Annotated in this window: 15 protein-coding genes and 1 pseudogene; 9 read left to right on the forward strand and 7 right to left on the reverse strand. The window is 43.0% G+C overall.

Going from position 1 to position 23,660, the window contains the following annotated elements; genetic code table 11:
- Positions 1 to 32 precede the first annotated feature (32 nt).
- The 6 genes from RGE70_RS08235 to prpF all read left to right on the forward strand — a co-directional run bounded on the left by RGE70_RS08235 (position 33) and on the right by prpF (position 10,534).
- Complete coding sequence (locus tag RGE70_RS08235; RefSeq protein ID WP_310470996.1) at positions 33 to 3,161, forward strand: efflux RND transporter permease subunit; 3,129 nt, start codon at positions 33 to 35, stop codon at positions 3,159 to 3,161.
- A gap of 285 nt (positions 3,162 to 3,446) precedes the next feature.
- Positions 3,447 to 4,121 carry a GntR family transcriptional regulator gene (locus RGE70_RS08240; RefSeq protein WP_310470997.1) on the forward strand — a complete coding sequence of 225 codons (675 nt, stop codon included), beginning with the start codon at positions 3,447 to 3,449 and terminating at the stop codon, positions 4,119 to 4,121.
- Between the two features lie 111 nt (positions 4,122 to 4,232).
- Positions 4,233 to 5,111 (forward strand): methylisocitrate lyase, encoded by an 879-nt coding sequence (gene prpB / locus RGE70_RS08245; RefSeq protein WP_310470998.1) that lies wholly within the window; start codon positions 4,233 to 4,235, stop codon positions 5,109 to 5,111.
- 159 nt (positions 5,112 to 5,270) lie between these two features.
- A complete protein-coding gene (gene prpC, locus RGE70_RS08250) occupies positions 5,271 to 6,425 on the forward strand; it encodes a bifunctional 2-methylcitrate synthase/citrate synthase (RefSeq protein WP_310470999.1) in 1,155 nt (384 codons plus the stop codon).
- Between the two features lie 143 nt (positions 6,426 to 6,568).
- A complete protein-coding gene (acnD, locus tag RGE70_RS08255) occupies positions 6,569 to 9,208 on the forward strand; it encodes a Fe/S-dependent 2-methylisocitrate dehydratase AcnD (RefSeq protein WP_310471000.1) in 2,640 nt (879 codons plus the stop codon).
- A 117-nt stretch (positions 9,209 to 9,325) separates the two neighbouring features.
- Positions 9,326 to 10,534: a 2-methylaconitate cis-trans isomerase PrpF gene (prpF, locus tag RGE70_RS08260; RefSeq protein WP_310471001.1), complete on the forward strand. Its 1,209-nt coding sequence runs from the start codon at positions 9,326 to 9,328 to the stop codon at positions 10,532 to 10,534.
- Positions 10,535 to 10,612: 78 nt separating this feature from the next.
- On the opposite strand, the gene RGE70_RS08265 is transcribed toward prpF, so the two are convergent.
- The 4 genes from RGE70_RS08265 to RGE70_RS08280 all read right to left on the reverse strand — a co-directional run bounded on the left by RGE70_RS08265 (position 10,613) and on the right by RGE70_RS08280 (position 16,388).
- Entirely contained in the window at positions 10,613 to 10,693 is an 81-nt protein-coding gene (locus RGE70_RS08265; protein WP_375087940.1) for a transposase, read from the reverse strand.
- A 228-nt stretch (positions 10,694 to 10,921) separates the two neighbouring features.
- Positions 10,922 to 11,308, reverse strand: a complete 387-nt coding sequence (locus RGE70_RS08270; protein WP_310471002.1) for a hypothetical protein — start codon at positions 11,306 to 11,308, stop codon at positions 10,922 to 10,924.
- A 900-nt stretch (positions 11,309 to 12,208) separates the two neighbouring features.
- The gene (locus tag RGE70_RS08275; RefSeq protein ID WP_310471003.1) at positions 12,209 to 15,268 is read right to left on the reverse strand and encodes an efflux RND transporter permease subunit; all 3,060 of its coding nucleotides are present in this window, start codon (positions 15,266 to 15,268) and stop codon (positions 12,209 to 12,211) included.
- Positions 15,269 to 15,272: 4 nt separating this feature from the next.
- On the reverse strand, positions 15,273 to 16,388 hold the full coding sequence (locus RGE70_RS08280; protein WP_310471004.1) for an efflux RND transporter periplasmic adaptor subunit: 1,116 nt from the start codon (positions 16,386 to 16,388) through the stop codon (positions 15,273 to 15,275).
- Positions 16,389 to 16,784: 396 nt separating this feature from the next.
- Between RGE70_RS08280 and RGE70_RS08285 the strand changes: the two genes are divergently transcribed.
- Entirely contained in the window at positions 16,785 to 17,240 is a 456-nt protein-coding gene (locus RGE70_RS08285) for a MarR family winged helix-turn-helix transcriptional regulator (RefSeq protein WP_310471005.1), read from the forward strand.
- Positions 17,241 to 17,544: 304 nt separating this feature from the next.
- Here RGE70_RS08285 and RGE70_RS08290 read toward each other — a convergent pair.
- Both RGE70_RS08290 and RGE70_RS08295 read right to left on the reverse strand, forming a co-directional pair.
- Positions 17,545 to 17,870: pseudogene (locus tag RGE70_RS08290) on the reverse strand (transposase); the annotation flags it as partial.
- A gap of 88 nt (positions 17,871 to 17,958) precedes the next feature.
- Positions 17,959 to 19,560, reverse strand: a complete 1,602-nt coding sequence (locus RGE70_RS08295) for a GmrSD restriction endonuclease domain-containing protein (RefSeq protein WP_310471006.1) — start codon at positions 19,558 to 19,560, stop codon at positions 17,959 to 17,961.
- Between the two features lie 441 nt (positions 19,561 to 20,001).
- Here RGE70_RS08295 and RGE70_RS08300 point away from each other — a divergent pair, with 441 nt between their 5' ends.
- The gene (locus RGE70_RS08300) at positions 20,002 to 20,433 is read left to right on the forward strand and encodes an N-acetyltransferase (protein ID WP_310472948.1); all 432 of its coding nucleotides are present in this window, start codon (positions 20,002 to 20,004) and stop codon (positions 20,431 to 20,433) included.
- Positions 20,434 to 20,658: 225 nt separating this feature from the next.
- On the opposite strand, the gene RGE70_RS08305 is transcribed toward RGE70_RS08300, so the two are convergent.
- The gene (locus RGE70_RS08305; protein ID WP_310471007.1) at positions 20,659 to 21,003 is read right to left on the reverse strand and encodes a hypothetical protein; all 345 of its coding nucleotides are present in this window, start codon (positions 21,001 to 21,003) and stop codon (positions 20,659 to 20,661) included.
- Positions 21,004 to 21,472: 469 nt separating this feature from the next.
- Between RGE70_RS08305 and RGE70_RS08310 the strand changes: the two genes are divergently transcribed.
- Entirely contained in the window at positions 21,473 to 23,659 is a 2,187-nt protein-coding gene (locus tag RGE70_RS08310; RefSeq protein ID WP_310471008.1) for an OsmC domain/YcaO domain-containing protein, read from the forward strand.
- Position 23,660: the final 1 nt, after the last annotated feature.

A 23,660-nucleotide genomic window follows, 5' to 3' on the forward strand; every position in this document is an offset into this window, starting at 1 on the left:
TCATTTTAATAATTAGTTAGGGATTAGCAATTATGCTAAGTAAGTTTTTTATCTACAGACCTAAGTTTGCGTTAGTGATTTCACTGACATTAACTTTACTCGGTTTAATCGCATTGCAGGTGATGCCTGTTGCGGAATACCCACAAATTTCACCAACGGTTGTGACAGTTAGCACTATGTACCCTGGTGCAAATGCTGACGTTGTAAAAAAGACGGTCGCACAACCTATTGAAGCTAAAGTTAACGGTGTAGAAGAGATGACATACATGTCATCAAATATCGGTAACGATGGTTCTTACCGTTTGAAAGTAACCTTCGGTATCGATACCGACGGTGACATGGCACAGGTACGAGTCAATAACCTCGTCAACCAAGCCAAGTCATCGTTACCAGCTGAAGTCAATCAAATCGGTGTTACGGTTAAAAAACAATCGTCAGACATTCTAGGGGTCGTAACATTAAGCTCGCCTAATGCGACTTATGACAGCATTTTCTTATCAAACTACGCCGATTTATACATCTCTGATCGACTAAAACGTTTGAACGGAATGTCAGACATTACCTTGTTAGGTAAAAAAGCCTATTCAATGCGTATTTGGTTGAACCCAACTCAGTTATCAACTCTTAACCTGACATCATCAGACGTATTGGCAGCGATTCGTAGTCAAAACGTACAAGTTGCCGCAGGTAAAGTAGGTGGCATGCCAGCGCCAGATGACTTGCAATTTCAGTATGTTTTGCAAACTAAAGGCCGCTTAAGCACCACTGCTGAGTTTGAGCAAATTATTGTACGTGCTAATGCTGACAGTTCAGTTATTCGTTTAAAAGATGTAGCACGTATTGAACTGGGCGCTGAAAGTTATGATGGTGACGGTACCATTAACAACCAACCAGCAGCAGTATTAGCGTTGTACCAGTTACCAACAGCTAACGCATTACAAACAATGGCGGGCGTAAAAGCTGCCATGGAAGAATACAGTAAGTCGTTCCCTGACGATTTAGCATGGGATATCTCTTATGACTCGACTGAGTATGTAGAAGCATCGATTCATGAAGTATATGAAACGCTAATCATTGCGGCGATTTTAGTTGTGATGGTGGTATTTGTATTTTTACAAAATTGGCGTGCAACGTTCATCCCTACAATTGCTATACCAGTATCGATTATTGCCACGTTTGCAGTAATGCAGAGCATGGGTATGTCAATTAACACAATCTCTTTGTTCGGATTAATTCTGGCCATTGGTATTGTGGTAGATGATGCAATCATCGTGGTTGAAAACGTTGAACGTATCATCCATGAAGAACATATGGCGCCAATCCCAGCAACAATTCAAGCGATGAAAGAAGTAACGGGGCCAGTATTGGCAACAACACTGATTTTGCTTGCTGTGTTTGTACCAGTGGCATTGTTGCCAGGTATTTCTGGAGCGATGTTTAACCAGTTTGCTGTAACGATTTGTGTATCGGTGTTAATTTCAGCGATTAATGCACTGACTTTATCACCTGCTTTATGTGCACTGATTTTAACAGATAAACATCAAGAGCCAATTGCACCGTTAAGAGCCTTTAACCGTGGTTTTGAAAAACTAACTAATAAGTACCAGCATTTAGTTGGCTTTTTAAGCCGCCGTCTACTGATCACCGGTTTTGCTTACCTGGTTTTAACTGGATTATTAGCTTACCTATTTGCCACGTTACCGACCGCGTTTGTGCCTAATGAAGATAAAGGCGCAGTGATGGTTGAAGTAAGATTGCCAGACGCATCATCGCTACAACGTACAAGCCCGGTAGTATCAGATTTCACTGAACAGCTAATGGCGCTTGAAGGCGTAAAAGATGTGATTGGTGTGAGTGGTTTCTCGATGATCAACATGGCATCAATCCCTAACTCAGGCATGATGATCATTAAGTTAGACAATTGGAGTAAACGTAAAGATCCACAGTTACATCAACAAGTGTTGATGATGAAGATCCGTGCCATTGTAAACTCTGATCCAGAAGCGATTGCCATGGTCTTTGCGACTCCAGCGATTCGTGGTATGGGTGCTGTTGACGGTTTTAACTTGGTGATTGAAGATACATTAGGTCGTTCACCGCAAGAACTTGCAGCAGTAACACAGTCTTTTGTACAAAACATTAACGGCTTACCAGAAGTTGCTCGTGCTTTCTCTATCTTTAGAGCCAACGTACCACAGCGATTCATTGACGTTGACCGTGACAAGGCTATTTCAATGGGCGTTCCGTTGAATGAAATCTTTGCTACTTTGCAAGCGCAGTTAGGTAGTGCTTACGTTAACGATTTCAATATGTTGGGTAAAGCATACAAAGTTAAAGTGCAAGCTGAGCAAAGCTTCCGTGACGATGTAAACGACATTGGTAACTTGTTCGTTCGTGCTAAAAGTGGCGAAATGGTACCACTATCAACTTTAGTGACTATCACTCCAATATTTGGTCCTGACACATTGTCTAACTACAACTTGTTTGGCTCGGCTACCGTTAATGGTGTACCAGCTCCAGGTTACAGTTCCGGTGATGTTGTTAGTGCTATTGAGCAGCTAGCAGTAACTGAACTACCAGAAGGTTACGCCTACGAGTGGTCAGGTATGACTTACCAAGAGCAAAAAGCAGGTAACGCAGCGCCTATCGCGTTTGCACTATCATTGCTGTTTACTTATCTGTTCTTGGTCGCACAATACGAAAGTTGGACGATTCCTACCGCAGTAATGTTAGCTGTCCCAATTGCTATTTTAGGTGCAATGGCGACGCTACTATTAATGGGTAAACCATTTGATTTATATGTTCAAATTGGTGTGGTGATCCTCATAGGCATGTCCGCTAAGGTCGCGATCTTAATCGTTGAATTTGCCAAAGTGCTACGTGAAGAAAAGGGTATGGGCATTGTTGAATCTGCAGTTGAAGCAGCAAGATTACGTTTCAGAGCAGTATTGATGACCGCGTTTGCCTTTATCTGGGGTGTATTCCCACTCGTAATTGCATCCGGTGCGGGCGCTGAGTCTCGCCACTCGCTGGGTTATGCAGTGTTTGGTGGGATGATATTGTCGACTGTAGTTGGTGTTGTGCTAGTTCCTGCACTCTTTGTTGCTATGCAAACAATGCGTGAAAAGTTTAAGCCGAAGCAACAAACCACTAGCATTTAAGCAGTATAAACTGGCTCTTATAGTTGGTTGTATTAGTAAGTAACTGACATAACCATTAAGCAAGTTATAAAAGGTCAAACCGTCATGGTTTGGCCTTTTTTTTGGCCATTTAGCTATTGCCCACGACCAGCTGTATCACATTCTTGCCAAAACTGACGTTACTTAACTGGATTTGTTTAAATCTATGTACATTAGCTTTGTCGACAATTACTGGTAAAAGTGTTGACTGTGTCACACTATATGGTTAAATTGTCGACAATGTCTCGTTTGTTTGGTTGCCATTAAATGACTTTTTTTGCAGAACAGCCGGTAACATCCGCAGATAAAACTTTTTTCCAACTGCGTAAAGACATCGTTGAAGGGGTCATATCTGCAGGGGCTAAACTGAGCGAGACGGAATTGTCGACAACCTACGGTGTTAGTCGCGCTGTGATCCGTGAGGCGATAAATCGTTTAGAGGCAAGCAGTCTTGTAGAACGTAAGGCCAATGTTGGCGCAAGGGTAGTAAGTCTAACATCAGCAGGGTTAATCGAGCTTTATCAAGTGCGTGAATCTCTTGAAGGTATGGCAGCGCGTTTAGCTGCGCATCATATGAGTGATTCTGAAATATCGGATTTACAGGCATTGCTTAATAGCCACTCTAAAAATGTGCGCTCTGAAGGTTCATATTATCAAGAAGCCGGTGATGTTGATTTCCATTACCGGATCATTGTCGGCAGCAAAAATAGCCATCTAATTTCAATGCTTATTGATGGCATTTATCACTTAGTGCGTATGTATAGAGTGCAGCTCGGCATGAGCGGCCCCCGTGTAACAACGGCTTTTGACGAACATAAACACATAGTACAGGCGATCAGTAATCGTGACGCGGAGCTAGCAGAAATGCTGATGCGACGACATATCTTGTATTCTAAATCCAGTATTGAATGCAAACTGCTCCAAGATAAGCCCGCTGTGTAAGTAAGACAGGTTAAAAGCATGAGTAAAGCGTGAAAGGGATAAGTCATATTGTCGTAGTTACCCATTTTGGGGGGGACTCGATTATTACTGCAAAACAACAAGGAGTAGTACATGAGCGCAGGTAAAAAATTTCGTGCAGCACTTATCGCTAATCGGCCATTACAAATCGTCGGTACCATTAACGCTTATGCTGCGATGATGGCAGAAAAAATTGGTCATCAGGCGATATATTTATCCGGTGGCGGGGTTGCGAATGCTTCCTACGGTTTACCCGATTTAGGCATGACATCACTCAACGATGTGCTTGTTGATGTACAGCGTATTACTTCTGCATGTGACTTGCCGTTATTGGTTGATATCGACACCGGTTGGGGCGGTGCGTTTAACATTGCTAAAACTGTGCGCGATATGGAAAAAGCCGGCGCTGCGGCTGTGCACATGGAAGATCAAGTGGCACAAAAACGCTGTGGTCACCGACCAAACAAAGAAATAGTGTCTACCTCGGAGATGGTTGACCGTATTAAAGCAGCGGTTGATGCGCGTACGGATCCTGATTTTTTTATCATGGCACGTACCGATTCGTTTGCTCAAGAAGGGCTTGAAGCGGCGATTACCCGCGCTAAAGCTTACGTTGCAGCCGGTGCTGATGGCATTTTTGCTGAAGCTGTTAAAACTGAAGCCCATTACCGCGCCTTTGCTGAGGCGTTAGATGTGCCAATTTTGGCCAACATTACCGAGTTTGGGCAAACCGAATTATGGAATAAAACGCAATTAGCACAGTGGGGCGTTTCAATGGTGCTATACCCATTAAGTGCATTTAGAGCGATGAATAAAGCTGCTGAAACAGTGTATAGCGCAATTTTAGCCACTGGTGATCAAACATCTGTAGTCGATTCAATGCAAACCCGCATGGAGCTCTATAATTATCTCGGTTACCACGAATACGAGCGCAAATTAGATAACCTATTTGCCGATGGAAAAAACCTATAAAGACAAGTAGAACAGTGCGCAGAGACATGAATGCAACTGTATAAATGATTTCAATATTGTAATGGATAATCACTGCGACTAAACAACAAAGCTCGACCAAAGATGGTTCATGCTCACAGGTAATTAACACCGCAAGTGACTCAAGAAAAGGAATATTTTATGGCTGACAACAAACGGGTAGACGTAAAACCAGAGGACAAAAAGCTAGCCGGAGCCGGCTTACGTGGGCAAAGTGCCGGTGAAACGGCACTATGTACCGTGGGTAAATCTGGCTCTGGCTTAACTTATTGCGGTTATGACGTATCAGATCTGGCTGATAACGCCACCTTTGAAGAGGTCGCCTACCTGTTATTTAACGGTGAGTTACCCAATGCTGCTCAGCTTGATCACTATAAAACGGCATTATTTGCTCAGCGTGATTTGCCGCTAGCACTCAAAGAAGTGCTGCAACGAATTCCTGCCAACGCACATCCCATGGATGTGATGCGAACCGGTTGTTCTTTTTTAGGTAACTTAGAACCAGAACAAGACTTTAGCGAACAAAAACAAGCTGCCAACCGCCTATTAGCCGCGTTTCCAGCCATCATGTGTTACTGGTACCGCTATTCTCACGAAGGCGTTGAAATTGATTGTGTTACCGATGAAGACTCTATCGGTGGCCACTTTTTACATTTGCTTAAAGGGCAAGCGCCGTCAGCACTGCATCGCCGAGTTATGGATGTGTCATTAATCTTGTATGCAGAGCATGAATTTAATGCTTCAACCTTTACCGCGCGGGTTTGCGCCTCTACTTTGTCTGACATGTTTTCTTGCATTACTGGTGCAATTGGCACCTTGCGCGGACCACTGCATGGCGGCGCTAACGAAGCTGCGATGGACATGATCCAGCAGTTTGATTCCCCAGCTGATGCCAAACAAAAAATGGCAGCGATGTTAGCACGTAAAGAAAAAATTATGGGCTTTGGTCATGCAATATATCGAACTTCAGATCCTCGCAATGTGATCATTAAAGCTTGGTCAGAGAAACTGGCTCACGAGCATGGCGATTTATCGTTATACGACATCTCAGTTGCATGTGAAGAGTTTATGTGGGACAGCAAGAAACTGTTTTGCAACGCTGATTTTTTCCATGCTTCGGCATATCACTTTATGGGCATTCCCACAGCATTATTCACGCCAATCTTTGTCTGTTCACGCCTTACAGGTTGGGCTGCACATGTGATGGAGCAGCGATCTAATAATCGAATCATTCGACCAAGTGCTGACTATATCGGTGCCGAGCCACGCAAGGTGATCCCGATTTCTGAGCGATAATTTGAGTTGTCGAATACCGCTGGTGGGCGCGATAGCCTTTCCAGCCAATTTTGTCGGGTTCGGGCTGTATTATCACCATTGCTGATTACCAGTAAGATTTAAATAAGCCCGCTTTACAGATGCATTTCTAAGTGGAACGCCTAATGAACACAAGCTACCGTAAACCGCTAGTAGGTACCGAGCTGGATTTTTTTGATACTGAAGCTGCCGTTAATGCTATTTGCCCTAATGCGTTTAAAAAGCTGCCATACAGTTTGCGCGTTTATGCCGAGAACTTGGTTCGTCGTTGCAGCCCAGATACGTTAACCGACTGCTTAAAGCAAATTATTGAACGTAAGAGCGATTTAGATTTTCCTTGGTATCCAGCACGAGTTGTGTGTCACGATATTTTAGGGCAAACCGCGTTGGTGGATCTCGCAGGTCTGCGCGATGCGATAGCCGAGCAAGGCGGCGATCCTGCCAAGGTCAACCCTGTGGTACCAACCCAGTTGATAGTTGATCATTCATTGGCTGTAGAGCATGCGGGCTTTGAAAAGCACGCATTTGAGAAAAACCGTGCCATTGAAGATCGCCGTAATGAAGATCGGTTTCATTTCATCAATTGGACTAAAACCGCTTTTAAAAACATTGATGTCATTCAGCCAGGTAACGGCATTATGCATCAAATAAACTTAGAGAAAATGTCGCCGGTGGTGCAAGCAAGAGACGGCGTAGCGTTTCCAGATACACTGGTGGGCACCGACAGTCATACCCCCCATGTTGATGCACTAGGTGTAATAGCCATTGGCGTTGGCGGACTTGAAGCGGAAAACGTGATGCTTGGCCGACCATCATACATGCGACTGCCTGAGATTGTTGGGGTAGAGCTAGTGGGTAAACGTCAAAGCGGGATCACCGCAACTGATATTGTCTTGGCTCTAACCGAATTTTTGCGGAATGAAAAAGTGGTTTCTACTTACCTTGAATTTTTTGGTGAAGGCGCGGCGGCTCTCACTTTAGGTGATAGAGCAACAATCTCAAATATGACCCCTGAATTTGGCGCCACTGCCGCCATGTTTTATATCGATGACAACACCATTGATTATTTAAAGCTAACTGGTCGAGACGACAAGCAAGTGCAGCTGGTGGAAACGTATGCTAAGCGTGCTGGTTTGTGGGCCGCTACCTTAGCTGATTGCGAATATGAACGGGTGTTGCGTTTTGACCTATCCAGCGTTGGCCGCAACATTGCTGGGCCGTCTAATCCACACCGCCGCGTATCAACCGCGCAGCTCGCTGAAAAGGGCATTAGTGGCGTTGTCGAAAATGAAGCGGGCTTAATGCCCGATGGCGCCTGTATTATTGCAGCAATTACCAGTTGTACTAACACCTCTAACCCACGCAATGTCATTGCCGCCGGTTTGATAGCACGTAACGCCAATGCAAAAGGGCTAACGCGTAAACCTTGGGTTAAAACTTCTTTAGCCCCAGGTTCAAAAGCGGTACAGCATTACCTTGAAGAGGCTAATTTGCTTACCGAACTTGAAGCGCTAGGTTTTGGCATTGTCGGTTTTGCTTGTACCACGTGTAACGGCATGAGTGGCGCATTGGATCCGGTGATCCAACAAGAGGTGATTGAGCGAGATTTATACACCACAGCAGTGTTATCTGGTAATCGCAATTTTGACGGGCGTATTCATCCTTATGCTAAGCAAGCATTTTTAGCGTCGCCGCCTTTAGTAGTCGCTTATGCAATTGCGGGCACGATTCGATTCGATATTGAAAAAGATGTGTTGGGTATTGACTGCGATGGCAACGAAATAAGACTAAAAGACTTGTGGCCAACCGATGAAGAAATTGATGCTGTTATCGCTCGCAGTGTAAAACCCGAGCAGTTCCGCAAAGTTTACCAGCCGATGTTTGATATTAAAGTCGAATATGGCACTAACAACGATCCGCAATATCAATGGCGGCCACAAAGTACCTATATTCGTCGCCCACCATACTGGGAAGGGGCACTGGCGGGTGAGCGTACCATGAAAGGCATGCGGCCATTAGCGGTATTAGGCGACAATATCACTACCGACCATTTGTCACCTTCTAACGCTATTGTGTTAAACAGCGCGGCAGGTGCCTATTTAGACAAAATGGGCTTACCCGAAGTTGATTTTAACTCCTATGCTACACACCGAGGTGACCACTTAACAACGCAGCGTGCTACTTTTGCCAACCCTAAACTGTTTAACGAAATGGTGACTAAGCTAGGTAAAGATGGCAAGCCAGAAGTGAAACAAGGCTCATTAACCCGTATTGAACCAGAAGGCATCGAGTCGCGGATGTGGGAAGCCATTGAAACGTACATGGAACGAAAACAACCATTGGTTATTATTGCAGGCGCTGATTATGGCCAGGGCTCTAGCCGCGACTGGGCAGCAAAAGGCGTTCGATTAGCCGGTGTTGAAGTGATTATTGCACAAGGGTTTGAGCGAATTCATCGCACAAACTTGGTGGGTATGGGAGTGTTGCCACTTGAATTTACTCAAGGCAAAAACCGTCATAGTTATCAGATTGACGGAACTGAAACCTATGACGTGATGGGCGTACGCTCACCCGGTGCAATGTTAACTGTAATCATGACCCGTAAAAATGGTGACAGAGTAGAAATAATGGTTAAGTGCCGTTTAGATACTGCCGAAGAAGTGTCTATTTACGAAGCCGGTGGCATTCTCCAGCGTTTTGCAAAAGATTTTTTAGCGTCTACCGCGGTGAGCCAGTCTGCAGCTGATAAGACTTTGTTAGCGTAAATAAAACACTGTGACACCTGTAATTAAGTCGCATAATTTCAGTGGTTTATCATCTAATTGTGGCTGCAATGCGACGGTTTAAGTGAACACAATATCAATAATGTAACGGTATCGATTATGACCAGTAAGCACGTGCATTTACCCCAAATAAAAGTTCCTGCTACCTATATGCGAGGCGGCACTAGCAAAGGGGTGTTTTTTAAATTAACCGATCTACCCTTGGCAGCGCAGGTCGCGGGTTCGATCCGTGACTCTTTGTTGCTGCGAGTCATTGGAAGCCCAGATCCTTATGGTAAACAAACAGATGGAATGGGCGGGGCGACCTCAAGCACCAGTAAAACGGTGATAGTGTCAAAAAGTACGCAAGCCAATCATGATGTGGACTACCTTTTTGGGCAAGTCGCTATCGACAAACCGTTTGTGGACTGGAGCGGTAACTGTGGCAATTTGTCAGCTGCGGTGGGCTCATTTGCAATCAACAACGGGCTAGTTGATCGTAGCCGCATTCCTGCCAATGGCATTGCGGTTGTTAGAATATGGCAAAAAAATATCGGTAAAACCATTGTTGCCCATGTCCCCATTACTAACGGTGAAGTGCAAGAAACCGGCGGTTTTGAGCTCGACGGCGTAACATTTCCTGCAGCAGAAGTCTGCGTCGAGTTTATAGATCCTGCCGATGGCAGCGCTTTGATGTTTCCAACGGGAAACCTGGTCGATGACTTATCCGTTCCAACCGATGTTGTAGCTAGCGGGGTGCTCAAAGCGACCATGATAAATGCCGGCATTCCAACCGTGTTTATTAATGCAAACGATGTTGGCTACAGTGGGGCAGAGTTGCAAGAAGACATTAACAGCGATGCTACAGCATTGGCCATGTTTGAAACCATACGGGCACATGCAGCGGTGAAAATGGGGTTAATTACTGATATTAGCCAAGCCGCGAACCGGCAACATACTCCTAAGGTTGCAATGGTTGCAGCGCCACTTGATTACACATCATCAAGTGGTAAAGCGATTGTTAAAGCTGATATAGATCTAAATGTGCGCGCGTTATCAATGGGAAAACTGCATCACGCCATGATGGGAACCGCTGCCGTTGCCATCGGCACCGCTGCGGCAATACCGGGTACATTAGTCAGTCAGGCTGCAGGTAACATGAATTGCGAGTCGGTGCTATTTGGCCATCCATCAGGCACTTTAAAAGTGGGCGCTCAAGCAAGTCTTGTTCAGCGCCAATGGCAAGTAAACAAAGCGGTAATGAGCCGCAGTGCTCGAATACTTATGGAAGGTTGGGTGAGGGTACCGGCCGAGTCGATAGCGCTGTAAACAATATATTTGGCCTAGATAAATTGAGACAAAAATTAAGCTTGTTGAAAACAGAGTAACATTGTTTATTAGTACATTTTAAATGGAATAACCTCGTTCAGTTATTTGCTTGACCGCTTCAATTTTAAACTCTTGAGAATATCGTTTGCCTTTGCTCATAATCACTTCATCTTTAAGTTACATTGTCACTATTTAGGTGTCTAGCAAAGTGTGGGAAGCCCACACTAAGAGAGCCTCTATATGTGTGTGCTGTAAACGATAATTTGACTGCTAACTGACAACGAAGTAAATGAATTTGTTGACTGGTTTTAATTTGACTGCAAAAGCAGTCAAATAAGTTAGTCTCGCCTATTGACTGGTGGAAGGCTCATATGTGTTATACGTATTTTACCTTTTAAGCCACCACTCACTCTCTATATCCTTACCAGCAAACCAGCGATACAATTTACGAAATGTTGGCACCGCATATTCGGTTTTAATTTCGAGATCACAAGAAGTACATGTTGAGATGACAAACATAGCTCTGATTAAAGGTCTCTGACGAGATTCAAAATATTCAAAAGGCTCTTCGCTAAATTTAACTCTATGCGACGAACAACCACAGGAGCTACATTTAGATTCTCCCTCGTTATTTTTAAGGTGATTCATAGCAAATTCATGAGCATCTAGCTCCCAACTTGTTGCAGTTGAGCTTGCCCCACAAAATTCACAATACTTTTCATTTGCTGAGTTACCTTGACCACAAGCTAAACAGCCCCATCTATAGCCTGACATTTTCACCTATCCGTATAGACATAATGACTCCCTAAAACACTCAGCCAGCTGCATGAGTGACCTTTCGTTTCCGAATTCAAGATCTAAGTGCACCACATCAAATCAGCTTTATTTATCCATAGTGGCGAGAAAACCCACTGTTCGAGATGAAGAGGCGTCGGTGGGTAGTTCATTGCCGTAAATATCTAACCATGTAAGGAAGCCTTTAGCAATGTATTCGATGTGGGTAATTTTAATGCTTTGTGTTAATTAAACTGATGTTGGTAACGCTAAAACTAATGGCCATCGCAATGAGTTGATAGCCATTATGTACTTTTGCTAAATACCGAACAATTTAGGTGTAGCTTTTTTGGCAGCTTTAGCAGCTTTTTTTTCTTTTGCGGATAAAAGTGGTTGCTTTTTAACGTTCTTTTTACTGTCTTGTCCTTTACTCATGATTCATTTCACCTTGTTAATAAATATTTTAATCGCTACTTACGCGAACTTAAGGACTGCTGCTACCCACAACGTTTATAAAAATAGAATAATAGGGCAACGGTATTCAGTATGGCTTTATAAAGTAGGAATTGATAGCAATAGCGTAAGTAAATGATATTTTATGTTTTTAACGTCGCCAAAAAATAAGCCAGCCATTGTTAATCAATAACTAAACGACCTCTATAACACACTACAATGCACGAGTGACCTTTCGTTTGATACAAAACAATGTTTGGCATGCTGCTAATGGGTTTTTAGTTAAAGCCGCGCTTTATCAGGCTAAAATGGCGAATTTTAGGCGCGTGCTGTTAACTCGGCACTTTGACTGAGTTTGACTGAGGAGTTGAGGCTTGAATTCGGAGGTTTAAAGCTATTCTTTTAGTATCGAATAGCTTTAACATCTCATTTATTTTCTAGAAGCAGCTATTCCGTGAAGCTGACTCGATATAAAGTGGCATAAATGACGGGAAGCACGATCAGTGTTAATAGGGTGGCAAAGCCTAAACCAAAGATAATAGTGGCCGCCATGGATGCAAAAAAGGCATCTAACAGTAGCGGCGCCATGCCTAATACCGTGGTTAAGGCCGCCATACACACAGGGCGCATGCGACTCACACAGGCAAGTTGAATCGCCTCTTGAATAGACAAACCTTTCGCTTGCTCAATGTCGATCTGCTCGACCAGTACTATGCCATTTTTAATCAACATGCCTGACAAACTGAGCAATCCAAGCAGGGCGGTAAAGGCAAAGGGGATCTCCATCAGCAGTAGACCAAATGCAACCCCAATCAGCGCTAATGGCACTGTGAGCCAGATAGCTAGTGATTGACGAATGGTGCCAAACAGGAAAACAGTGATCAGAAACATCACCAAATAGCCCATAGGGAGAGAGCTAAATAAGGCTTTTTTTGCCATTTGTGATGATTCATACTCCCCACCCCATTCAAATTGGTAACCATCGGGCAGAGCAATGTTTTCTATCTTCTCCTTTATTTTTAGGCGCAGTGATTCTGGTGTGTCATCTGTAAAAGGGGCAACGTCAGTCATCACGGTGATCATACGGCGTAAGTTATGACGAATAATAAGCGAGTTTTCATGCTCAGTGGGAAAAGCATGCACAATCTGATTAAGCGCTACATAGCCTTGATGTTCACTACTCCATACCTGTGCGCCTTTAATGCGATCGATATCAGTACGCACCTGCTCAGGTGAGCGTAATAATATGGGCAGTAGATCGGTGCCATCTCGATATAAGCCAATGGTTTGGCCAGAAGTGTTCATCAGCAGGGCATTGTCGATATCTTGCTTATTAATACCACTGCGACGCGCTGCTGCCATATCGATTTGTGGACGGATGATAGTTGCTTGCTCTCGCCATGAGTGACGTGTCTCTATCGCCAAGGGCTCTGCGTTGATAATGGTGATCGCTTGCTGTGCCAGTTGACGTAATACCGCAGGATCAGGACCATAAAAACGTGCTTCAATATTGGCTGAAGGTGCAGGGCCTAGTGCCATCAACTTAAACTTGAACTCAGCCTCTGGGTATTTTGCTTCCAGTGTTTGGCGCAGAATAGGTAACGCGTTTTTAATGCTCTGTAGATCCTCCGCCTCAGTGATAAGCTGCGCATAACTGGCATAAACCATTTCTGGCTGATAGGTCAGAATGAAACGCTGTGCGCCCATGCCTAAGGTTGTGGTTACCTTATTAATCCCGTCATGGTTTAATACTTGCGCTTCAATATCGAGCAGTTTTTTTGAGGTCGCGCGAATATCAGTTCCCTCCTGCATCCATACGTCTATATAGAAGATGGGCGTATTTGATGGCGGAAAGAACGCCTGTTTTATCTGACCAAAGGCACCAATAGCCGCAATTAACAGCAGTAATGTTAAACCGCATGATAGCGTCTTATGACGCAGTGCTGTATTGAGCAGTTTGCCATAAAGCTGGAAAATAATAGATTGGTATGGATCGGTGTGTTGCGTTTCTCCTGCTTGAGCTATCTCCTCTTTAAATAGTAGCTCGCAGAAAAATGGCGTTAAGCTAATAGCAAACAACCAACTTAGTGATAATGCAATGAGTAGTACATAAAACAATGATCCTAAGAAGTCGCCCGTTGCATCCGGTGAAAGTCCAATGGGGGCAAAGGCGATAATAGCAATGGCGGTTGCCCCTAACAGGGGGAATTGGGTTTGTGAAACCACCTCTTTAATCGCTGTTTTTTTAGTGAGACCCCGCTTTAATCCAACCAGTACCCCCTCAGTGATAACAATGGCATTATCAACCAACATACCTAATGCAATAATCAGCGCGCCGAGGGATATGAGCTGGATTTCGATGTTCAGCAACTGCATACCGATAAAAGTGCCGAGGATCGTGATCAGTAACACACTGCCCATGATGATTCCCGATTTTAGACCCATGGTGATCAATAGCACGACGATTACAATAATGATTGAAATTAACAGGTTAATAAGAAAATCATTGACCGAGGTATCTACTGCATGGGGTTGATCGTAAACAATATTAAGGTCGATACCGAGTGGGCGTGATGACTTAAGTTCCGCTAAGCGCTGCCTAATGCTGTCACCTACATCGACGACATTAACGCTCTCTTGAAAGGAAATACCAAAGGAAAGCGCCTTGTGACCATTGGCGCGGTAAAGGTTGCTTGGTGTTTCATCATATTGATAACTCACCTTGGCTATATCACCTAACTGGATTAAGGTGTCACTAGTTGCAGGACTGATGATTAGCGCTTCTAATTGCGCAAGGTTGCTTAATTCACCTGTGGTATGAAAACGTACGGACTGCTCTCCAATCATTAGCTTCCCCGCATTGGAGACCACGTTTTGGTTATTGAGTAACGTATAGAGACGGTTTGGGTCTAACCCTAACGCGCTAAGCTTATCTGGTTCGATTTCAATTACCACATTCTTGGTGATCTGGCCTGCAAGGGAGATCTTTGCCACGCCATCAAGCATCACTAGCTCCCTTTTTAGAAAGTCGGCATAGTCTTCGATATCACTATAGGGGTAATCTTCGCTGCTAATGTTGTAAAGCATGCCATACACGTCACCGAACTCATCAAATACCTGTGGAGTTGTCGTGCCAGGAGGGAGCTGAGGCGTTAGATCTTCTACTTTCTTGCGTAATGACGCCCAAACCCTAGTGTGTTCATCGGTGGAGATGGTTTCATGCAATTCGACCAATATCTGTGACATACCTGGTGAGTTGTAAGATGTGATCTTTTTCACCTCGGCAATCTCGAGGATCCCCTTCTCAAGCTGCACCGTGACCTCTTCCTCTACCTGCTCAGCGGAGGCGCCTGCGTAAACCGTGTTAACCACCGCTTGGGGGATCGGGAAGGTAGGAAACTCTAATTTGCCAAGGCCGAAAAAGGAGAGCGTACCGCCAATCAGCAGTAGTGCGACAACTAACCAACTGATGACACGATTTTTAATGGAATATTCTGCTAGTGTCATCGGATTATAGCCCTCTCTCATGCATCAACGGCTTTACTTTTATGCCCTTGTAAAGACGGTTTAATCCGGCCGTTGCAATCACATCTTCATGGTTAACGTCACCAGAGATAGTCACCTGTTGACCCGATATTTCACCGATGCTCACCACCCGTGGCGATAGGGTATTGGTGTGCTGATCAAGTACCCAGATTTGCGCTTGTTTACTCTGATCATCGGTTAACACCGCGGTCAGTGGTACTTGCACGGTATGCGTAGGATGTTGATTCGGGATCAGTTGGTCAAAATCGACCTCTAAGGTCGCCGCCATGCCAGGGTAGAGGGTGAGATCCTTTGGATTGGGTAGGCTAAAGATCACCTCATAGGATTGCGTGCCTGGGTTTACCGTCGTGCTATGTTGCTTATAGGTGACTTGGTAGCTGTGCTGGTGGGCAGCCCCAAGGGTAAGGGTAGGGTGATAATCGGGATCTGCTTTCTCTGTCTGCAAGTTGATCAATAGGCTTTCAGGTAGCTGGATAATCACATCTAAGATATCCGTGCTCTGTAGCGACAGTATTGCTTGTTGTGGCTGTATATATTGGAAATTTTCTACATATGTTTCAGCTACCTGTCCTGAAAATGGCGCATAAATATTAGTGTCTTTGACACGATCTTGGTAAAGGCGCATTTGTGCTTGTGTAGAAACTAGTTGTGCTTTTGCTTGATCATAGTCAGCTTGCGAGATCATTTTTTTGTCCAACAGTAGCTCGATGCGCTCAAAATTGGCCACGGCAAGGCGATAATCCGCTGTTTTTAATGCTAGCTCGTTAACAAAGTCGCGCTCGTCAACACTTGCAAGGAGTTCTCCTTTGCTCACTTCATCACCCGGTTTAATAGCAAATGTCGTGAGTCGGCCTGCAACCTGAAATGAGGCCTCAACCTCTCTATTAGCGGAAATCTTAGCGGGGAAATGCTTGATATTACGTTTATTTAAGTCACTAATGCTAGCGACCTTGATCGGGTGAATGATCGGTTTGTTGCTGTTAGGGACATTAGCCTCGGAACACCCAATCAGTGGGATTAAAAGTAGTAGCAATACGCTATACCGGCGAGAATTAGCTATCGTTATTGGTGTTCTTATCATGATTTTCCACTTCTGTGATCTATGAAATATGTAACATCGTTACACTTTAAGCTAAACAAAACGCGGTCGCGCTAACGCGTCTTCTATCTTATGTATTCTGTGCACTTACTATTTACCCCTAGTTAGGGCTATTGAATTTAACTCTAACTAGGGAGATATTCAAGTAGCAATTGAACTTTATTTAAGCAGTAATGGTTAAATACTCGGCTTCTATTGTATAAATAATAGTAGTGGGCGTTTCTGAGCACTAACAGCATAGGCTAATGCGTGCCGATTGGAGGATAACCAATGTATAAAAATACAAGGCAAATTAATGGTATGCGTGTTTCAAAGAGGTTACTATATTTGCTTTAAACATGAGAGTGAAAGACTTGGTCAGTAAGGAGCCGGGTAAATATGAGAAAATTAGATGATGATGAATCGGACTTAAACGTTTCGCTGATGATTGAAATTTCTATGTTTAATAAATTAGTGACAGCTGCGTTTATGCCAAAGATTCGCAAGAGTGGGCTCACTTTACCGCAAGTACATGTATTAATGATCCTGTTTCGTGAAAAACGGCCATTAACGGTCAGCGAATTGATTGAGTTTACGATCTCTACCAGCGGTAATACAGACGTTGTGGTGAATAATTTAATCAAGGCTGGGCTCGTTTTAAAAAAGAAAGATAAAACGGATAAACGTAAGCGTCTGGTTGAGTTAACCGAGGCCGGGTTAGAAAAAGCCTCAAAAGAGTATAAGGACTATATGGTATCGGTGGTTAAGGTTTTATCTCCGAGCTCGACAGCACAGAAACAAGAACTTTTTTCTGAATTTAAAAAGCTTAACAAAGGCATAAGAGAGAACTTTTAGATAACTTGTTTCTACATCTATTTACTTTCAATATGCTAGGGTTTGTTCATGACAAACCAGATTGACTTTAATATAGTCACATCAGGATCATACTTTGTTAAAAAACTCTAAGCCAGCTATTGTTAATCTTTGATACAAAACAATGTTTGGCATGCTGTTAGTGAATTTTTCGCTAAAGCAGCGCTGTATCCGGCAAAAATGGCGAACTTTAGGCGTGTGCTGTTAACTCGGTAGTTTGACTGAGTTTGGCTGAGTTTGACTGAGAAGGTTTGGCTTAAATGACGAGTGGAGTGTACTCTAGTGGCAAGTGCTGTACCGTTAAAACGCTGATGCCATTGCATAACAACGTCTCTGTCAGACCATTGATTTGCTTTATCTATGTCGATAAACAGCACTACATGCAGATGATTGCTCCCTCTCTTTGATAGAGAATGCATAAGCGGCAACATCTATCGCAAATACTTCAGTCAGTTTAAGTATTTGGGTTTCAACCCAGCCTCGGCGATGGTCATAATTCTTGCCTGTGTATTCGTCGTCACCACACAAAAATGCACGCCGAACGACTCGACTGCAGCAATGGTAATAAGGTGTGTCTTCAAGACTCACTAGAGTTCTTCTAGGGCGTGGAATTTCAACCTCCAACTAAAACTTATCAAGCAAGCTTAGTCAGAGGGGGATTCGTGCCATTTAATGAAGGGGGTATATGTTTTTTCCCCGATTATACGCTATCGCCATTGGCTAACTTATTTATATCTTCTAGCATTAGTGTTGCCCTTGCATGTATAAAGTCAAGGTAATTCAAACTTGAATAATCAACGCTGTCAGGAGTAGGCAAATAATTGGAGCTAAAGACCACATGGGCATCTGTACCGAGCTCACCAATCAGCCTCGGCAAATACTTATTTGGATGATCATCACTAATAGCATTATTCTCAGATGCGGCTAACATACAAAAATTAGCCAAACTGTTATGCTCTCCTGGCGCCGAAGTGCGTTTAAGGTGCGCTTTTGGATAAATATGATGAAACTGCTTTTTGTTGTAATTGGACAATGCAGTTTCAGGATCTATTAGAGCACCATTTGTTAAATTTCTTGGCGTTTTTAACGCCAATAAGATTATTAGGGCTCTAGATCGTGAGTTGTTACTTCTAAATGATAACTTTTTAAAGTTTTCAATAGATGGAATGGCACCGAAAGATTTCTGGGGTTCTTCACCAGAAATTACATATGAATCTATTGCTTCAAGATCTTGAGATACAAATGACTCCGAGGCTCCTCTATATCTTTCCGAGAATCCACTAACCCAAAACCATTGCCTAACGCGCCTTACATCCTCCAAGCTTAGAGTCTTTCTTTTTGAGTAAACATATGAAAGCACTATAGCCATTGCTTCATAAGGGAGAAAATCCCAGCTGTAAATTTTAAATTCCGTTATTAGTAAATCTACTGTTTTTAATAGTGCGTCTTTTGCAATTTCAACTAACGCGTCCATTTCTTCCTTGGAAAGATTTCGTAATGATAGAACCTGATCTTTCTTTATCCCTTTGTGTTTTATCGCTGAAAGACATTTAAGTACGGTATTTCCATCTATATCATCAAAACCTTTAGGCTTTAGAGCACTGGCAATCTTTTGTGCTTCATCATTTAAGTCAAAACTTTCAGTCCAAGTTGCCGCTACCATAAGGTCATACGTTGAAAGACGAGTACCAGAACTATTGATTCTTTCGAATATTGGACAGACTTCTTCTACGGTTAGCTCCTTCAGCGTAACAACAGGAATTTTATACTTTGTAATTACGCTAATAATACCGTCAAGTCTCTCCTGTAATTCATCCGAATTAGGATAGCTTACTAGGCCAGAACGAAAATTAAGAAGCTTCGTAGTGTTATAAATAATTCTCAGTGGGAATTGAGTTTGATTGAACTCTTCAGGAGCTTCCATAAAGCATTGTTCATTTAGGTCATAGACTGCATCAAAACCACCTTCGCCCTCTATAGCCCCTAAGGCAGAATATATAACTGTAAGCCTTTGCTGGCCATCAAGTACATAATCAGTTGGAGACATGTCATCTGTTTCCGGCAGTTTAAATGCCCCAATGTTCCTTTCAACGGCTAAAGAGTTTTTTGTTTTCCATAAAAGAAGACTTCCGATAGGATAATTATTAGCTATAGAGTCTAGAAGTTTAAGCGCTTGCTCCTCCTTCCAAACAAACTTACGTTGAAATTGTGGAACTTTGATCTGGCCAGAATTAATGTCCGCAATCAAATCCTGTAAAAAAGGTGTCCCTGTTTCTAACCTACTTGCAATATTAACTGACATGTTCTTCCTTTATATAAATGTTGTACGAAACACCAAGCCAACCATAGTTAATCAATAACATAACGACCTTTAAAACAAACAGCAATGCATGAGTGACCTTTCGTTTGATACAAAACAATGTTTGGCATGCTGCTAGTGGGTTTTTAGTTAAAGCCGCGCTTTATCAGGCAAAAATAGCGAATTTTAGGCGCGTGCTGTTAACTCGGCACTTTGACTAAGTTTGACTGAGAAGGTTTGGCTTGAATGAGGAGTGGAGTTTACTCTAGTGGCAAGTGTTGACCGCTTTTTGCAAAATGCCGTCGGCGTTTTTCAAGGTGTGCTGAGTAACGGCTAAATGAGCAAACTTGAATGTGAACGCACATTTATTTGTCGTAAATATTCAATCATGTATGAACCGTTTTAGTTAAGATGAACGCAGTTTATGGTAAATCAGAAAATCAAATGATTAGATCTTATAAAAATGATGATATTGAAGCGGTGTTGAAACTTTGGTTAACGGCATCCATTAAGGCGCACGATTTTGTTGATGCCGAGTTTTGGCAGAGCCAAGTTGATAATATGCGAAATATCTATCTGCCGGCTTCAGACATTTTTGTCTACCAAAGAGGCTCAAAAATAATTGGCTTTTATGCATTGTATGAAACAACCTTAGCAGCTCTTTTTGTTGCTAATGATGCTCAGGGGCAGGGTGTGGGTAAGCAGTTATTGTCACACGCGAAAAGCCAGCGCACTCGTCTATCGCTTTGTGTTTATAAGGAAAACGAACCCAGTATAAAATTTTACATGTCTCAGGGTTTTTCGATAATCAGCGAGCAGACAGACAAGCATACAGGTCACCAAGAATTGACAATGACCCACGAACCCAAACCATAACAGCACTGATGATTTCGTTATTGTGTTGGTGATAATTGGCTTTCCAGCAGCAAGTGTGTGTTAGTCAATTTGTTATATGGTAGGGCTAAATTAGCGGTAGCCGTATGCAACTTAGGTAAAATAAGTTGGTAATGAGTTGATGGTTAACTACGACGTTGAGAGGTTTTTATTTAGAGGCTGCGTAAAAGCTAACCTAATTTTAGGTTAGCTTTTGAGGTGCAATAATTAACTGTTTTCTTTTACAAATGTGCTGTTACGGGCAAATTCGATTGCTTGCTCACAAAGTTCGCCTTTTTGAGATTTGCTTGCCGCTTTGAAATTCGCCATGTATTCAGTCAGCTTCTTGTTCGTAGTTTCGGTCATTTTCATTTCTTTAATGCCAGCATTTTCATGATTCATCATAGACTGACCTACGATAGTACCTTCGATTTGCATATCATTTTCACTATAGTAAGTGGTACAAATCATTAAGCTGGCCATGCCAATAGCGTTATCAACGTCTAAGGTTTTAGCGCTTGCTGAACCTGCGATTAGACAACTTACTAGACCTGCGAGTACGACTTTTTTCATTACGTTAAACCCTATTGTTAATGCTTTAATAGCATTAGTATCTCTATGATATGGCATAGTAAATATCATTCAATTAACGTTAACTATGCGTAAAACTTGAGGCTAACATGTGTGATGAATCATGGATGTGATGTCACTCTAAATTAGCCTATTAGAGTGTATTTTTGCGGGATTTGTCACGCTCTATTTAGTTAACTGCAAGTGTAGCAAGCAAGTCAGTAGGTGAATTTTTTCATTAGCAGCATTTATACGCGGGTGACATTTACCTAAATTAGAGGCAAAGGTATCTCAGCTGACCTGATAACCGTCGTTAAATTAGACTAAAATTAGTGAGCGCTGAACCATTGGCGGCATAAACAAAGCTATTTGAGTGTTTAATGCAATTAACCCAAGACTATTGGCTTAAAAACACCGATAATTCCTTCATTAAAGTAAGCTGACTAACAGCGCACGACTCTGGACATATTTAATGGAAATCAAAGTAAATTTTCTCGACAACCTTAGACTGGAAGCAAAGTTTGATGACTTTACTGTTACTGCCGACCAGCCCATTCGCTATAAAGGCGATGGTTCTGCCCCCAGTCCCTTTGACTATTTCTTAGCATCTTCAGCGCTTTGCGCGGCTTATTTTATTAAAGTTTACTGTAAGGCTCGTGATATTCCGACCGACAACATCCGTTTGTCACAAAACAACATTGTTGATCCTGAAGACCGTTATAACCAAATCTTTCAGATCCAGGTTGAGCTGCCAGAAGATATTTCAGAAAAAGACCGAACCGGCATTTTACGTTCTATTGAGCGTTGCACGGTTAAAAAAGTGGTGCAAACTGGGCCAGAGTTTAAAATCGAGACGGTTGAAAACCTAGATGCTGACGCTAATGCCATGTTAATGGGGCAAGCGGATAGCGATGCTAGCACGTACATTTTGGGTAAGGACCTACCGCTTGAGCAAACCATTGCCAATATGACTGGTATGCTGGCTGACTTGGGCATGAAGATTGAAATTTCGTCATGGCGAAATATTATTCCAAACGTGTGGTCGCTACATATCCGCGATGCTGCATCACCGATGTGCTTTACCAATGGTAAAGGTGCCACTAAAGAAAGCGCTCTTTGTTCGGCGCTCGGTGAGTTTATTGAACGTTTGAACTGTAACTTTTTCTATAATGACCAGTTTTTTGGGCAAGAAATCGCCAACAGTGAATTTGTGCATTATCCCAATGAAAAGTGGTTCGCGCTCGAACAGGACGATTCACTTCCGGCCGGCCTGCTAGATGAACAATGTTTAGCTATTTATAACCCTGACGGTGAGCTTGCAGGCTCTCACTTGATTGATACTAACTCAGGTAACGTTGAACGTGGTATTTGTGCCATTCCATATGTGCGTCATTGTGATGGTGAAACGGTTTACTTCCCGTCGAACTTGATTGAAAACTTATTCCTAAGTAATGGCATGAGTGCGGGTAATAATTTACAAGAAGCTAAGGTTCAGTGTTTATCAGAAATATTTGAACGTGCAGTTAAAAGGCAGATCATTGAACAAGAAATTATCTTGCCTGATGTGCCACAAACTGTGTTAGAAAAGTACCCGTCTATTTTAGCCGGAATAGCTGGACTAGAAGCGCAAGGTTTTCCGGTTGTTGTAAAAGATGCATCATTAGGTGGCCAGTTCCCCGTGATGTGTGTGACTTTGATGAACCCTAAAACGGGTGGTGTGTTTGCCTCGTTTGGTGCGCACCCAAGCCTTGAAGTCGCATTGGAGCGTAGTTTGACCGAGTTACTGCAGGGCCGCAGTTTTGAAGGGTTAAACGATGTGCCAAAGCCAACATTTGACAGCTTAACCGTGACTGAACCTGAAAACTTTGTCGAGCATTTTATCGACTCTACCGGTGTGATTTCATGGCGCTTCTTTAGCAGTAATCATGATTATGACTTCTGCGAATGGGATTTTTCTGGCACCAATGAAGAAGAAACCGAGAGCTTGTTCGGTATATTGGCAGACATAGGCAAAGAGGCCTATATTGCTGAATTTGATCAGGTTGGGGCATCAGTGTGCCGTATTTTAGTACCTGATTACTCAGAGGTTTACCCAGTAGAAGATCTCATCTGGGATAACACCAATAAGTCACTACAATACCGCGAAGACATTTTAAACTTGCACTCGTTAGATGATGACGCATTAGCAGATCTGGTCGAAAGGCTTGAAGAAAGTCAGCTTGATAACCAAACCGACATTCCAACCCTAATCGGTATTGTGTTTGATGAAAATACCCCATGGGGTCAGTTAACTATCATTGAACTTAAGATCCTTATCTACCTGGCATTAGGCGAGCTTGAAAACGCTATAGAGCTGGTAGGTGAGTTCTTACAGTATAACGACAACACCGTTGAACGTGGCTTATTCTACCAAGCGGTTAACGCTGTGCTTGAAGTCACTTTAGATGAAGACCTTGAACTTGAGCACTTTATCGCTAACTTCAACAGAATGTTCGGTGAAGACAATATGAACAATGTGGTTGGGTCGGTGACCGGTGAGGTTAAGTTCTTTGGATTAACTAAAACCAGTATGGCACTTGAAGGTATAGAGCCACATTTAAGATTGATTGAAAGCTATAAAAAGTTGCATCAAGCACGTAAAAACAACGTGACTAGTTAAA

It is taken from the genome of Shewanella youngdeokensis, assembly GCF_033180165.1.
GTDB lineage: Bacteria > Pseudomonadota > Gammaproteobacteria > Enterobacterales > Shewanellaceae > Shewanella > Shewanella youngdeokensis.